Annotated in this window: 11 protein-coding genes; 8 read left to right on the forward strand and 3 right to left on the reverse strand. The window is 67.1% G+C overall.

Annotation, left to right across the window (positions count from 1 at the left end; genetic code table 11):
• Window positions 1–96 precede the first annotated feature (96 nt).
• Window positions 97–1,398 (forward strand): DUF2254 domain-containing protein, encoded by a 1,302-nt coding sequence (locus tag ON45_RS03480; protein ID WP_158412173.1) that lies wholly within the window; start codon window positions 97–99, stop codon window positions 1,396–1,398.
• Here the strand turns inward: ON45_RS03480 and ON45_RS03485 are convergent.
• Window positions 1,388–2,728 (reverse strand): dihydrolipoyl dehydrogenase family protein, encoded by a 1,341-nt coding sequence (locus ON45_RS03485; protein WP_158412175.1) that lies wholly within the window; start codon window positions 2,726–2,728, stop codon window positions 1,388–1,390. The two genes, ON45_RS03480 and ON45_RS03485, sit on opposite strands and share 11 nt — an antisense overlap.
• A 95-nt stretch (window positions 2,729–2,823) precedes the next feature.
• Between ON45_RS03485 and ON45_RS20980 the strand changes: the two genes are divergently transcribed.
• Window positions 2,824–4,587 (forward strand): hypothetical protein, encoded by a 1,764-nt coding sequence (locus ON45_RS20980; RefSeq protein ID WP_051062375.1) that lies wholly within the window; start codon window positions 2,824–2,826, stop codon window positions 4,585–4,587.
• Window positions 4,588–4,591: 4 nt separating this feature from the next.
• Here the strand turns inward: ON45_RS20980 and ON45_RS03495 are convergent, their stop codons facing one another.
• Entirely contained in the window at window positions 4,592–5,314 is a 723-nt protein-coding gene (locus ON45_RS03495) for a hypothetical protein (RefSeq protein ID WP_148288512.1), read from the reverse strand.
• Window positions 5,315–5,479: 165 nt separating this feature from the next.
• Here ON45_RS03495 and ON45_RS03500 point away from each other — a divergent pair, with 165 nt between their 5' ends.
• Genes ON45_RS03500 through ON45_RS03520 form a run of 5 tightly spaced genes read left to right on the forward strand, consistent with a single transcriptional unit; the run spans window position 5,480 to window position 11,588 of the window.
• Window positions 5,480–5,788 carry an ArsR/SmtB family transcription factor gene (locus tag ON45_RS03500; protein WP_040491999.1) on the forward strand — a complete coding sequence of 103 codons (309 nt, stop codon included), beginning with the start codon at window positions 5,480–5,482 and terminating at the stop codon, window positions 5,786–5,788.
• A complete protein-coding gene (locus ON45_RS03505) occupies window positions 5,781–6,605 on the forward strand; it encodes an SDR family NAD(P)-dependent oxidoreductase (RefSeq protein WP_051062376.1) in 825 nt (274 codons plus the stop codon). Before ON45_RS03500 ends, ON45_RS03505 begins: the two co-directional genes overlap by 8 nt.
• A complete protein-coding gene (locus ON45_RS03510; protein ID WP_051062377.1) occupies window positions 6,606–8,723 on the forward strand; it encodes a hydantoinase/oxoprolinase family protein in 2,118 nt (705 codons plus the stop codon).
• Window positions 8,720–10,381, forward strand: a complete 1,662-nt coding sequence (locus tag ON45_RS03515) for a hydantoinase B/oxoprolinase family protein (protein ID WP_051062378.1) — start codon at window positions 8,720–8,722, stop codon at window positions 10,379–10,381. The genes ON45_RS03510 and ON45_RS03515 overlap by 4 nt, the downstream gene beginning before the upstream one ends.
• Window positions 10,382–10,394: 13 nt before the next feature.
• Entirely contained in the window at window positions 10,395–11,588 is a 1,194-nt protein-coding gene (locus ON45_RS03520; protein ID WP_040491989.1) for an NAD(P)/FAD-dependent oxidoreductase, read from the forward strand.
• Window positions 11,589–11,621: 33 nt separating this feature from the next.
• Here the strand turns inward: ON45_RS03520 and ON45_RS03525 are convergent, their stop codons facing one another.
• Window positions 11,622–12,446, reverse strand: coding sequence for a transglutaminase-like domain-containing protein (locus ON45_RS03525; protein WP_040491990.1), 825 nt, complete (start codon window positions 12,444–12,446; stop codon window positions 11,622–11,624).
• A 125-nt stretch (window positions 12,447–12,571) separates the two neighbouring features.
• On the opposite strand from ON45_RS03525, the gene ON45_RS03530 reads away from it, so the two are divergent.
• Window positions 12,572–14,359 carry an acyl-CoA dehydrogenase gene (locus ON45_RS03530; protein WP_040491991.1) on the forward strand — a complete coding sequence of 596 codons (1,788 nt, stop codon included), beginning with the start codon at window positions 12,572–12,574 and terminating at the stop codon, window positions 14,357–14,359.
• The last annotated feature ends 32 nt before the right edge of the window (window positions 14,360–14,391 follow it).

Below are 14,391 nucleotides of genomic sequence, written 5' to 3' on the forward strand. Positions count from 1 at the left end.
ATCGGGTGCGTCGGCCGACCATAGTCGCACCGGCTGCGACGCGGCTGGGCACGTGGTGGTCGCATCGGAGGTGGCGGACCGGGCAGACTCCAACCGGTGAGGGTGCGCATCCGACAGCTGATCGACGAACTCCGGCACCGTCTGCTGGTCGTGCCCGTGGCGTTCGTGATCGGTGGGATCGTGCTCGCCCAGATCACCCTCTGGATCGACCGAACGGTCGACGACGACTCGATTCCGCAGGTGCTGTCGACGACCGTCGAGAGCGCGCGGTCGATCCTCACCGCGATCGCGGGCGGCCTGATCACCGCCATCACGCTCCTGTTGTCGATGATGCTCGTCGCGGTTCAGCTGGCGAGCTCTCAGTTCTCTCCGCGCACGGTGCGGAACTGGATCGGCGACCGCACCCAGCAGGGTGCGATCGGCTTCGTCTTGGGGACGACGGTGTACTGCCTGCTGGTGTTGCGTCAGACCCGTACGGTCACGGACGGCGACCCACTCACTCCCAACATCTCGGTGCTGGTCGCCCTGGTACTCGGCATCGGCTCGTTGATCGCCGTCGTCCGCTCGGTCGACCAGTTGACCAACCGGCTGCGAATCGGTTCGGTCGCGTCGAACATCCTCGACGAAACGGTGGCGACCATCGAACGCAGGGAGCGGTTGATGCCGATCGAGGACCCGGCCGGCGGACGCCCGGGCGGACATCAGGACGGGACCGAGTCGGCACCGCCGTCGGGCGCTCATCCCGTCCTCATCGACAGCTCGGGATGGGTTCAACAGATCGACGTCGACACGGCTCTGGTCGGTATCCCGGAAGGCTCGACGCTGTACCTGCCGCTGTCGGTGGGCGCGTTCGCCTTCCCGGACGCCCCCATCGCGTGGGTGTGGCCGGTCCCGATGGAGCCGCAGATGAGCGAAGAGTCCGTCGGTCGTGCGATTGCGGTCGGCACCGAGCGGACGATGCAGCAGGACGTCGGATTCGGCATCGTGCAGATGGTCGACATCGCGCTGCGCGCCCTGTCTCCGGGGGTGAACGACCCCAACACCGCGAGCGACCTCGTCGCCCACCTGGGGGTCACGATGTTGAAGCTGTGGGAGCGGCCGGTGGCGCCGACGATGCAGGAGATGAAGGGCCGCACGGTGGTCCGTCGCGACCTCGACCACGCCGACTACCTCCATGCGGCATTCGACCCGGTCCGCATCTACGGCGCACAGGACCCGGGTGTTGCCTCCACGATGATCCGAACTCTCCAGACGCTGCGCGCCGAGGTCGAGCGGCGCGGGCTGCCGGGGCCCACCGAGCCGATCGACGAGGTGATCGGTCAGATCCTGCAGGCCGTGGATGCGAGTGAACTCGCAGACTTCGACAAGCAGCGCGTCGCCGCGCTCGTCACGAGCTGAGCCGTCGCTCGAGTTCGGTGAAGGCCTCTCCGAGGATCTCACCGACGGTCGGGAACGGTTGAAGTGACCGCGCGAGTCGCCTGATCGGAACCTCGCCGTCGATCGCGACGACGAGCGCATGGGTCAGCTCGTCGAAGCGCGCGCCGATGCCGTGGGCCGCAATGACGTGTTCGGTCGATCGACGGGCCGCCACGGCGAGGAAACCGGGTCCGAGTCGATCGGTCGCCGAGCGCGCCGTGTCGAGCTCGATCTCGGCCCACACCACGTCATCGTCGCCGTCGAGATCCGCCCACGTCGGTCCGACCACGATCATCGGTGGCTCGGTGAACATGCAGGCGGGCACGACGACGTCGTCGTAGCGACGGGTGGCCGATCCGCTCAGGTGATCTGCGACCACCGCAGCATGATGGTTCGCCACGTGGGTGTACTGGTCCTGTCCGGCCGCATCGCCCATGAACCAGACATCGTGGTCGCGGTCCGACACGAGTCGCCCTCGCGGGTCGACGGTGATGTCGTCCGGGTCGAGGCCCAGATTCTCGAGACCGATGCCGTGCCACCGCGGTGTGCGCCCGACGGCGACGAGGAGCACGTCGGCGTCGTGCGCGGATCCGTCCCCCAGCCGGACGGTGACGCCGTCGTCACGAAGTTCGACGCGCTCGACGTCGGCATCGTTCACGACGCCCACTCCGGCATCCCCGAGCGTCTGCTCGACCAGTTCGGACACGCGCGGATGGAGGTCGGGGGCCCGGCGACTCATGGATTCGAGCGTCTTCACCTCCGTCCCGAACCCGGAGTAGATGAAGGCGAGTTCACTCCCGATCACGCCGCCACCGATGACGATCATCGATGACAGCTGGTCCGAGTTGGTCAGCGCGTCGTCGCTGGTCCACACCCGCGCGTGGTCTGCGTCGAGGCCGTCGATCTCGGGGATGTCCGATTCGGCGCCGGTCGCGACGACGATGTGGTCGACGTGATACGTCGTGCCGGCGGCGCGCACGACTCCGGGCGCGGTGAGCTCGGCGCGTGCGCGCACGATCGTCGCCCCGCGGTCGCGAGACGCTTCGGCGTGTGCTCCGTCGTCCAGGTGGGACACGAGGTCGTCCCGTCGTCGCACGGCGTCCGGCCACTCCCGTCCGACCGCACGGTCGTGGAGCATCGCCTTCGACGGGATGCACGCGACGAACGGGCACTCGCCGCCCATGAGGTTCGGCTCGAACACGACGATGCGCTGGCTTCCGTTGTCGAGTTCGCGAATCAGGGCTTCGGACGCTGAACCGCCGCCCAGGATCGCGAGCGTGAAGTCGTGGTTGTCGTCGATCGATCCGGCCATGGAGGTCGACATACCCCGACGGCGACCGATTGGAACCAACGAGTGCCGCGTTCTGCACTCGGGATGTGGCGTGGCGAAAAACTATCGTGCCCCCGATGGACTCCTCGGACGGATCGATCCCCACGCAGCTCTACGACATGGTGATCGTGGGCGGATCGGCCGGTGGGCTCTCCACGGCGGTCTCATCGTTGCGGTCCGGGCTCCAGCGCGTGCGGATCATCGAATCGTCGTCACGGGTCGCGCTGCCGGACCTCATCGGTCCGAACCAACTCGACGTCGGTTTCGGTGAGACCGTGGAGTCGATCGACCTGGTCGGTGACGACGTCGTCGTCACCACCAATCGCCTGAGCTACCGGACTCGCGGTGTGTTGGTGGCGGACCGTCGGGCCGATCCGTCGTGGACGCCACCGCTTGCGATTCCGGACAGCCCGCGGGTGCACCTCGACTCACTGGCATCGGTCGCGGATCAAGACGTGCTCGTGGTCGGCTTGTCGGATCACGCGGTGGAGCTGACCGCCCAGTTCGTCGATGGCGGGAGCCGAGTCGTACTCGCCGCCGCAGGGATGGACCCGACGCTGTTGTCGCCGGCTGCCGCGCGTGCGTTGCGGACGCTGGAGCAGGGTCGACAGGCGACGCTGCTGTACCGATCCACGCCACGACACATCACCTTCGCCGGCGAGTTCCCGATGGTCGAGTTCGGCGACCGTCGGACACCCGATCTGCAGTTCGACCACGTCGTGTTCGCCGCACCGCGGCAAGCGTTCGAACCGGACGACGTTGGCGTCACTCCCGCAGCCCTCGACTCCGGGAAGGTGTGGTTCCTCGGCGATCCCGGCGAGGGGCGCCCGGTGACGACCGCGCCCGGATGGCAGGTCGGGATCGCCATGGCGGAGGCACTGTTCCCCGAGGTCGAGCTCGTGACACCGTTGTCACCGCTGGAGCGGCGGACGCAGCACGTCGGGGCGATCGAGGAACTGCGTGAGGAGCACTACAACGCGACGATCACCCACTTCGAGCCGACGCACTCCGATCTGTGGGTACTGCGGGTGAAGCCCGACCAGGGCGACACGTCGTATCTGCCCGGACAGTACGCGTCGCTCGGGCTCGGCTACTGGGAGGAACGCATCGACGACGCTCCCGACCCCGAAGCCGATCGACGGTGGGACAAGCTGATCCGTCGCTCGTATTCGATCTCGTCGCGGATGTTCGACGATCACGGGTACCTGACGGACGAGAACGGGCTCGACGAACTCGAGTTCTACATCGTGCTTGTCGCGCCCACGCCCGACAACACGCCGGCGCTCACCCCGCGTCTGGCGTTGAAGCGCGCCGGCGATCGGATCTATCTCGGACCGAAGGTGGCGGGCCGGTACACCCTCAACTCGGTCATCGATCCGAGGTCGGAGATCGTGTTCTTCTCGACCGGTACCGGCGAGGCGCCGCACAACGGCATGGTCATCGACCTGCTCCGCAAAGGCCACACCGGACCGATCATCTCCGCGGTCACGGTACGCAAGTCGGCGGACCTCGGGTATGCGGACAAGCACCGCGAACTCGAGTTCCGATACTCGAACTACCACTACGTCCCGATGCCGACGCGCGAGCCCGGGATCCCGAAGCGGTACCTCCAGGACCTGCTGCGCGACGACGACTTCGCCGAGCTGGGCGTCACCTTGTCACCGTCGTCGACGCACGTGTTCCTGTGCGGAAACCCGGCGATGATCGGGCTCCCGGAGGAAGTCGACGGACACGAGGTGTTCCCCGAGACGACCGGCGTCGTGGAGCTGCTGGTGCAACAGGGGTTCACCCTCGACCGCCGCAACACCCCCGGCAACATCCACTACGAAGAATACTGGTGAACCGTCAGCGGGGTTCGACGTCGATCGCTTCGAGCGCGATCGGGAACTCGGAGAAGAACGAATGGGCGTGGCCGCTCACGGTCGACACCGCCCGGCTGTTGATCCCGTATCCGAGGGCGGCACCGACTCCGAACGGCACGGCCCGACCCACCGCGGCGACCCCGGCGCGTTTGCCGTACTTGCCGACGACGACCCGCCCGACCGTCGCGTTGATGCGTTGCATCGTCCGCTCCGAGATCCGGCGGACACCGTTGCGTCCCGAGGTCTCGGCGAGTTCGGCGACGAACCCGGCGAGGATTCCCGCCGCACCGTCGCGATAGGTGAGGATCGACAGGATCCACATCCGCCGTTCCTCCAGTCCGGCCCGTCCGTGTCCGTGGATCACGGCGATGGTCATGATCAGGTCGCACAACCGCACGGTCGTCCACGCGAGTTCCACGGCGAACGCGGCTGACGCCGTGCCGAGTCCGACTCCCGGGACCGCGGCGGTTCCGCCCGACGCGGCGCCGGCGAGCGCGACCTCGCGTCGGATGCTCTTGGTGACGGCGGCGACCCGCTCGTCCCGGGTGCCTTCGAGTCGGTCGGCGCGTTCCTGAGCGGCTTCCCAGCGGGTCGCCGTGGCACGGTCAACACTCCCGATCAGTTGCTGGGCGAGCGTGGCACGCACGACCGAAGCAGTCCCCGCGCGACGCGGCGTGCGATCGTCCGATGTCCGTCGTCGTCCCACGTGTCGACGGTACCCGGGCCGGCCGCGGTCCAGTCGTCGACTCCACGGGGCCATCGGGCGGTGAGCGAACTCCCGGCACCGTGTGGGTTGGCTCGCCGGAATCGGCCAGGGGGTTGACGTGCACCTGAATAACGAGTTAGTTATAGAGATATGCAGCTTGCAACGATGACCGATCCGGCACTGGAGCGAGCGCTCAAGGCGCTGGCCAGTGCGCGGCGACTCCAGATCCTCGAGTGGCTCAAGGACCCGGTCGGTCATTTTCCGCCCCAGGAACACGGCGACCCGATCGAGCACGGGGCGTGCAACATGTACATCACCGACAAGCTCGGGGTGAGCCAGCCTGCGGCGTCGCGACACATGAAGGTGCTGCTCGACGCCGGCCTGGTGATTGCCACACCCCGCGCCGGGTACGTCTACTACCGGCGAAACGAAAGCGCGATCGATCGACTGAAGGAGGACGTCGCCGATGTCTGAGTCCGTTCCCACCGTCTACCCGTCGTTGCGCGACAAGGTCGTGGTCGTCACCGGTGCCGGTGGCGGGATCGGCCGGTCGATCGCGCGACGATTCGCCGGTCAGGGAGCGATCGTCGTCGTCAACGACGTCGACGCCGCGACCGCGCTCGACGTCGCGCAGGGGATCGTCGACGACGGCGGAACGGCATCGGCCTCCGTTGCCGACGTCTCGAACGGTGAACAGGTCGCCGCGATGTTCGACGACGTGGTCGACCGCCACGACACGGTCGACGTGCTGGTCAACAACGCCGGGCTCGTGTCGCCGATGCTGCACTTCTTCGAAGCCGACGAGGCGTGGTGGCGCAAGATCATCGACGTCAACCTCACGGGCCATTTCCTCTGCTCGCACCGGGCAGCCCGCATCATGGCGAAGGCCGGCGGCGGCAGCATCATCAACATGAGTTCGGGTGGTGCGACCCGTGCCCATCGAGCGTTCACGGCCTATGACGCGACCAAGGGTGGAATCGAAGCGCTCACCCGGGCGATGGCGCTCGACCTCGGCCCGTACTCGATCCGGGTCAACGCGCTGATGCCGGGTTCGATCGACACGTCGGGGCTCGACGTCGAGCAGCGAACGCTGCGCGGCGAGAACGTTCCGCTCGGCCGGATCGGTGAACCACACGACATGACCGGAGCAGCGCTGTTCCTCGCATCCGACGACGCCTCGTACATCACCGGCGACGTCATCAAGGTCGACGGCGGGATGCTCGCCCAACAGCGCTCTGCGACGGTCGACATCATGCCGCCCGGCGACTTCCCTCGATTGGAGGACCTGTAGATGACGAACTCCTCGACCCCGCCCACCAGCGGATCCGTCCGGATCGGGGCTGATGTCGGTGGCACGTTCACCGACATCGTGCTCGAGCGCCCGGACGGCACGTACGCATCGACGAAGGTGCTCACGACACACGACGCCCCGGAGCGCGCGATCCTCGACGGGCTGGAGAGTCTGGCCGCCGCGGAGTCGGTCGCTCTCGCCGACGTCGAGCAGTTCATCCACGGGACAACGCTGGCGACCAACGCGCTCATCGAGCGTCGCGGCGCCCACACCGCGCTGGTCACGACCGAAGGTTTCCGCGACGTCATCGAGACGCGCACCGAGAGCCGGTTCGAGCAGTACGACCTGAACATCGTGTTGCCGAAGCCGCTGATCGAACGGCGCCACCGGCACACGCTGAGCGAGCGTCGTGGCGCTCGCGGTGACGAGTTGATCCCGTTCGACGAGCAGGGCGCGGCCGCGCTGATCGAACGGATCGCGGGCGAGGGATACGAGTCGGTCGCCGTCGGCTTCCTCCACAGCTACGTGGACGGCACGAACGAGCGTCGGTTTCGTGACCTGCTGCTCGAGGCGTTGCCCGACATGTCGGTGTCGATCAGCTGCGAGGTCTCGCCGCAGATGCGCGAGTACGAGCGCTTCAACACGGTGTGCGCGAACGCCTATGTCCAGCCGCTGATGGCGACGTACCTCGTTCGGCTGCGCGACCAACTCCAGGAACGCGGTGTCGTCGCGCCTCTCTACCTCGTGCACTCGGGTGGCGGATTGATGAGTGTCGACAGCGCGGCCGCGTTCCCGGTCCGGTTGGTCGAGTCGGGTCCCGCCGGTGGAGCGATCTTCGCCGCAGACCTCGCCGAGCGCTACGGACGCGACCGGGTGTTCTCGTTCGACATGGGCGGCACGACGGCGAAGATCAGCCTCATCGACGACTCGCGACCGGCGACGGCCAAGACGTTCGAGGTCGATCGCACGGCGCGATTCAAGAAGGGGAGTGGGATGCCGATCTCGATTCCCGTCATCGACATGATCGAGATCGGTGCCGGTGGTGGATCGATCGCGCACGTCGACACACTCGATCAGATCCGGATCGGTCCGCACAGCGCCGGATCCGAACCCGGACCGGCCGCCTACTCGCTCGGCGGCGAAGACGCGACGGTGACCGATGCGAACCTGCAACTGGGACGGCTGCATCCGGACACCTTCGGAGCAACGGACATCGACCTGTCGCCGCAACTCGCAACGGAGGCGCTCGTGCGCAGCGTCGGCGAACGGTTGGGTCTCGACGCGATGACGGCTGCCGTCGGCGTGGCCGAGGTCGTCGACGAGAACATGGCCAACGCAGCCCGTGCCCACGCGGTCGAGAACGGCAAGAACCTCGGCGGCTACACGATGATCGCGTTCGGCGGAGGTGCACCGCTCCACGCCGCACGGTTGATGGACAAGCTGGGTCTCGACGAGCTGATCGTTCCGCCGGGAGCGGGCGTCGGCTCCGCGATCGGGTTCCTGGTGGCTCCGTTCTCGTACGAGGCGGTGCGCAGCTTCTACACCTCGACCAACGACTTCGACGTCGTCGGATCGAACCGGGTGTTGAGCGAGCTCACCGACGAGGCGATGGCGTTCGTCCGACAGGGCACCGACACCGAGGTCACCGTCGAGCGTCAGGTGTCGATGCGCTACGCCGGGCAGGGCTGGGAGATCCCGGTGATGCTCGACGCGGACTCGTCGTTCGACGACTTCGCCGCCGAGCTGTTGTCGGCGAAGTTCACCAAGGCCTACGAGGAGTTCTTCGGTCGGGCGATCGACGATCTCGCGATCGAGACGGTGAGTTGGTCGGTGCGGGTTTCGTCGGTCCTTCCACCGCGCGATCGAGTGTCGCTCGCTTCGACGGTCGGTGAGATGCTCGAGCCGGGTGGGCATCGCGATGCCTACGACCCGGTGACCGGCGACGTCGTGCCGACGGGGCTGTTCGAGCGCACGTCGCTCGAGCCGGGAGTGACGATCGACGGCCCGGCGATCATCGCCGAACAGCAGACGACGACCGTTCTCGCGTCGCACCACCGCTGCACGATGCAACCCGATCGCACGCTCTTCATCACCCGACGCACGGAGGTGTCGTCATGACGCAGACCATCGACACGACCGAGACGGCGCGCACGCTCCACAACCAGGTGATGTGGAACCGACTGATCTCGGTCGTCGAGGAACAGGCGCTCGCGCTCGTGCGGACGGCCTTCAGCACGTCGGTACGCGAGGCCGGCGACCTGTCGGCCGGCGTGTTCGATCCCGACGGGCGGATGATCGCGCAGGCGGTGACGGGGACCCCCGGCCACGTCAACACGATGGCCGCCGCGGTTCCGCACTTCATCAACGACATCGGCCCCGAGCGGATCTTCCCCGGCGATGTGTACATCACGAACGATCCGTGGAAGGGGACCGGCCACCTCCACGACATCACGGTGTGCACTCCTGTGTTCCGACCGATCGCCGGTGACGACGGGCAGGAGACCGAGACGCTGATCGGCTTCTTCGCCTCGACTGCACACGTCGTCGACATCGGTGGGCGCGGTTACGGACCCGACGGCAAGGAGGTGTACGAGGAAGGGATCAACATCCCGATCATGAAGTGGGTCGACCGGGGCACGCTCAACAGCGACCTCGTCGGGATCGTCCGGGTCAACGTCCGCGAATCCGACCAGGTACTCGGTGACATCCACGGCCTCGCCGCGTCGAACGAGACCGGCCGTCGTCGGTTGCTCGACATGCTCGACGAGTTCGCGATCGATGGCCTGCGCGACCTGGCGACCTTCGTGTTCGATCGGACCGACGCCGCGATGCAACAGGCGATCGCCACGGTCGAGCCGGGCGTCTACCGCAACGAGATGGTCGTCGACGGGTACGGCGAGCCGGTCACGCTCGCGGTCGAAATCACGGTCACGGAGGACGGCATGCACGCCGACTTCACTGGGACGTCGCCGGTGTGTCCGCTGGGGATCAACGTCCCGCTCGGCTACGCGCACGCGTACTTCACGTACGGGATGCTCGTCGCGCTCGCCCCGGAGTTGCCGAACAACTACGCCTCGTTGGCGACCTTCACGGTGAGCGCCCCCGATGGCGTGATCCTCAACGCGAAGCACCCCGATCCCGTGGCCGTCCGCCACGTGCTCGGCCACTTCGTCACCGATCTGTGTCTCGGTGCGGTCGCCCAGGCGATCCCCGAGCGGATCCCCGCCGAGGGCTCAGGGGCGCTGTGGAACTTCCAGGCGAGTGCGCGGTCCTCCGACCCGATGGACCCACGCCCACCGGTCGAGATCCTGATGTTCAACAGCGGAGGTACGGGAGCCCGTCCGACGCTCGACGGACTCACCTCGACGGCGTTCCCCTCCGGCGTCCGGACGATGTCGGTCGAAGCCACCGAGCAGGTGGGTCCGATCGTCATCTGGCGCAAGGAGATCCGGCCCGACAGTGGCGGTGTCGGCGCGCAGCGCGGCGGACTCGGCCAGGTGATCGAACTCGGCCCGACCGAGGGGTACCGGTTCGACTTCTCCGCGATGTTCGACCGGATCGACCATCCCGCACGAGGACGCGCCGGTGGAGGGGACGGCGCACCCGGCGCGGTGTACCTCGATGATGGGACCCCGTTCGCCGGCAAGGGTCGTCAGGTCGTGCCGGAGGAGCGTCGGCTCGTGCTCGAACTCCCGGGTGGTGGTGGATTCGGGGACCCGGCGGACCGTGACCCGGACGACGCCGAGCAGGACCGGATCCAGGGCTACGTCACGTGATCCGGATGGTGCGGTGACCGACCTCGACTCCTCCTACGACGTCGTCTGCATCGGCGGCGCCATGATGGGCAGTTCGACGGCGTACTTCCTCACCGAGAACCCCGACTTCGACGGCTCGGTGCTGGTTGTCGAGCCCGACTGGACGTACGACCGGGCCGCGACCACGCGGGCGCAGAACAGCATCCGTGAGCAGTTCACGAACGAACTGAACATCCGGCTCAGTTCCTTCGGGGTCGACTTCATCGCCGACTTCCACGAGCACGTCCAGGTCGACGGCGACTCGCCCGAGATCAACTTCCGGGGCACCGGGTACCTGTTCCTCGCCGACACCGAGGAGTTGTACGAAACGCTCGAACGGGAGTCGGAGGCGCAGCTGTCGGCGGGGGCCGACGTCGAGATGCTGCGTCCGGGCGATGTCGCGCAGCGGTTCCCGTACATGGACGCCGACCAGCTGGCGGGTGCTCGTCTCGGCGGGATGCGCGAGGGCTCGTTCGACGGGTGGGCGCTGTTCCAGGGGCTACGTCGACGTGCGATCCACAACGGCGCGACGTACGTGAAGGATCGGGTGGTCGATCTCGATGTCGAGGCGGGCCGCGTCACGCAGATCCGACTGGAGTCGGGACGGTCCGTTGCGTGCGGACACGCGGTCAACACCTCGGGGTGTCGGGCGAAGCAGGTCGCAGCGATGGCCGGCGTCGAGCTGCCGATCGAGCCGCGGGCGCGCACCAGTTTCGTGTTCGACTGTCGCACGCCGATCGAGGGGATCGTGCCACTGACGATCACACCGGTCGGCGTCCACTTCCGGCGTGAGCAGAACCACTACATGACCGGCGCCGTTCCCGAGCACGACGTGGCCGTCGACTACGACGACCTCGACGTCCGCCACGACGAGTTCGAGGACCTGATCTGGCCCGCCGTCGCCCGGTTCGTGCCGCAGTTCGATCAGATCGGTCTGGTCACGTCATGGGGCGGGCAGTACGACTACAACACGCTCGACCACAACCTGATCGTCGGCCCGAGCAGTGCGGTCGAGAATCTGGTGTTCGCCAACGGATTCTCCGGTCACGGACTGCAGCAGGGACCCGCGGTGGGCCGTGCGATCAGTGAGCTGATCACCTACGGCGAGTACCGCACGATCGACCTCTCGCCGTTCGGCTACGGCCGCATCGAGCGCAACGAACCCATCGTCGAACACGCCGTCATCTAGCGCGACGTCACCGTGGGATCCGTCACGTAGCGCTCAGGCGGTCGAGGTGGCGTCGGGTTCGTCGCCGGCGTCGCCGTCCAGCTCGACGCTGACGGTCTTGTCGAGCAACTCGGCTTCTCCGACGAACGTCGCGAACGGAGTGTCCGCGGCGTCACGTCCGAAGCCGATCCTCGCCAGCCCGTTGATGGGCGACATTCCGGTCGGGTCGAACAGATACCAGTCGTCGCCCAGGTACGCCTCGAAGAAGCCGTGGAAGTCCTGTGGCTCGACACCGACGCCGTAGCCCGACACGTAGCGCGCCGGGATCCCGAGCGCACGGCACAGCGAGATCGACACGTGGGCGAAGTCGCGACACACGCCGGCGCGTTGTTGCAGAACGTCCGAGGTACCGCTCGACCCGTCGGTCACCCCGGGCTCGTACACCAGGTTGTCCTCGACCCAGTCTGCGACGGCCTGCACCCGACCGTGTCCCCGGTCGAGGTCACCGAACAGGCGTGAAGCGAGGTCGATGAACAAGTCGGATTCGCAGTAGCGACTGGGATTCAGGTACGGCAGGACCGGTCCCGGAATCTGTCCGAAGTCGACCTCGTCGAGATCGGTTGCTCGGGCGTCGTCGCCCTCGAGGCTGACCGATGCTCGATACGTGATCTCGAGTTCGCCGGGCTCGGCGTCGAATCGGAGCAACTGGTGGGTACCGGACCCGAAAGGAACGTTCGATGCCGCCACATCGGGGGTGATCACGATCTCCTCGGCGGTCACGAATTGGTGATCGGTGCGTGCCGCCGTGACGGAGAATGCGAACGAGGTCGGTTCGTGAACCTCGTAACGCATCGTGGAGTGGACGTCGACGGTGCTCATGCCCCAGGTCTACCGTCGATCCGGTCCCGGCGTTCCGACGATGTGCTCCGTCGTGGGTGGTGGTCGTCCGTCGTCGTCGTTCGTGTCCGTGGTCGCGAGGCCCGAGGCTCCGTAGCATCGATGCCATGAGCACGTACACGCCTCCGACGGACGACATCCGCTTCGTCATGACCCACGTCGCCGATCTCGACGGGATTCTGGCCACCGAGCAATTCGGCCATGTCGACGCCGACAGCCTCGCGGCGGTGCTCGACGAGGTCGCCCGCTTCATGGCCGACGAGGTCGCCCCGACGAACGTCGACGGTGATCGCATCGGATCGCAGTGGCAACCCGACGGAACCGTCGTCACGCCACCGAGCTTCGCCCCCGCGTACGACAAGTGGGTTGCGTCGGGTTTCGGTGCGATGCCGTTCGAGGCCGAGTTCGGCGGTGCGGATTTCCCCTGGATCTCGGCGATCGCCGTCCAGGAGCTGTTCACGTCGGCGAACATGGCGTTGTCGTTGTGCCCGCTGCTGACCCAGGGCGCGATCGACGCGATTCTCGCCCACGGCTCCGACGAGCAGAAGGCGACCTACCTCCCCAAGATGATGACCGGGGAGTGGACCGGCACCATGAACCTCACCGAGCCGCAGGCCGGCTCCGATGTCGGTGCGGTCACGACCAAGGCCGAGCCCAACGGCGACGGGTCGTGGAGCATCACCGGGCAGAAGATCTTCATCACGTTCGGTGAACACGACCTGGCCGAGCAGATCATGCACCTCGTGCTCGCGCGGACACCGGGCTCCCCTCCCGGGACGAAGGGCATCTCGATGTTCCTCGTGCCGAAGTTCCTGTTGAACGACGACGGGTCGTTGGGTGAGCGCAACGGCGCGTCGTGCGTGTCGATCGAGCACAAGCTCGGAATCCACGGGTCGCCGACGTGCGTCATGTCGTTCGAAGGGGCGAGCGGATGGCTCGTCGGTGAGGAACTCGACGGCATGAAGAACATGTTCACGATGATGAACAACGCGCGTCTGTCGGTCGGTCTGCAGGGACTCTGCATCTCCGATCGCGCCTACCAGCAGTCGCTCGAGTACGCGCAGGAACGCGATCAGGGAACGGCGATCGGCGCCGAGAAGGGCACCTCCAGTCCGATCATCGAGCACCCGGACGTCCGCCGGATGCTGATGACCCAGCGGGCATGGATCGACGCGATGCGTGCGCTCACCTACACGAACGCGGCAGCGCTCGACCGCGCCGATGCGGCAGCGGCCTCCGGCGATTCCGACGAGGCGCGTCGGTGGCGTGAACTCGCCGACCTGATGATCCCGCTCTCGAAGGGGGTCTGTACCGACGTGTGCAACGAGATGACGTCGCTCGCGCTCCAGATCCACGGCGGGATGGGCTACGTCGAGGAGACCGGCGCGGCTCAGCACTACCGGGACGCTCGCATCGCCGCGATCTACGAGGGCACCAACGGCATCCAGGCTGCGGACCTCGTCGGTCGCAAGCTCGCGATGCGCGGGGGAGCGGTGATCACCGACCTCCTCGACGAGTTCGAGTCCCGCGCCGAGGAACTCGGTGCGATCGATGGCTTGTCCACGTTCGCCGATCGGTTGGCCGAAGCGGTCGGCACCGCTCGGACCGCCACCGCCCACCTCGTCGAGCACGGCCCGTCCGATCCGCGTTCGCTGCTCGCGGCGTCGGGTCCCTACCTCCGCCTGCTCGGCACCACGGTGTGTGCCGGTCTGCTGGCCAAGGGAGCGATCGCCGCATCGAGTGCCGACGATTTCGACCCGGCCTTCCTCGAGGCCAAGGTCACCAGCGCGAAGTTCTTCGGTGAGCAGATCCTGCCCACGACGGCCGGCCTCCTCGCTGCGGTCACCTCACCCGCCGACGACCTCTACGCCCTCACCCCCACCCAACTCCTCTGACCCGTTCTCGTGAACAGTTCCCGCGCTCCGTG

This window comes from Ilumatobacter nonamiensis YM16-303 (assembly GCF_000350145.1).
GTDB classification, from domain to species: Bacteria; Actinomycetota; Acidimicrobiia; order Acidimicrobiales; family Ilumatobacteraceae; genus Ilumatobacter_A; species Ilumatobacter_A nonamiensis.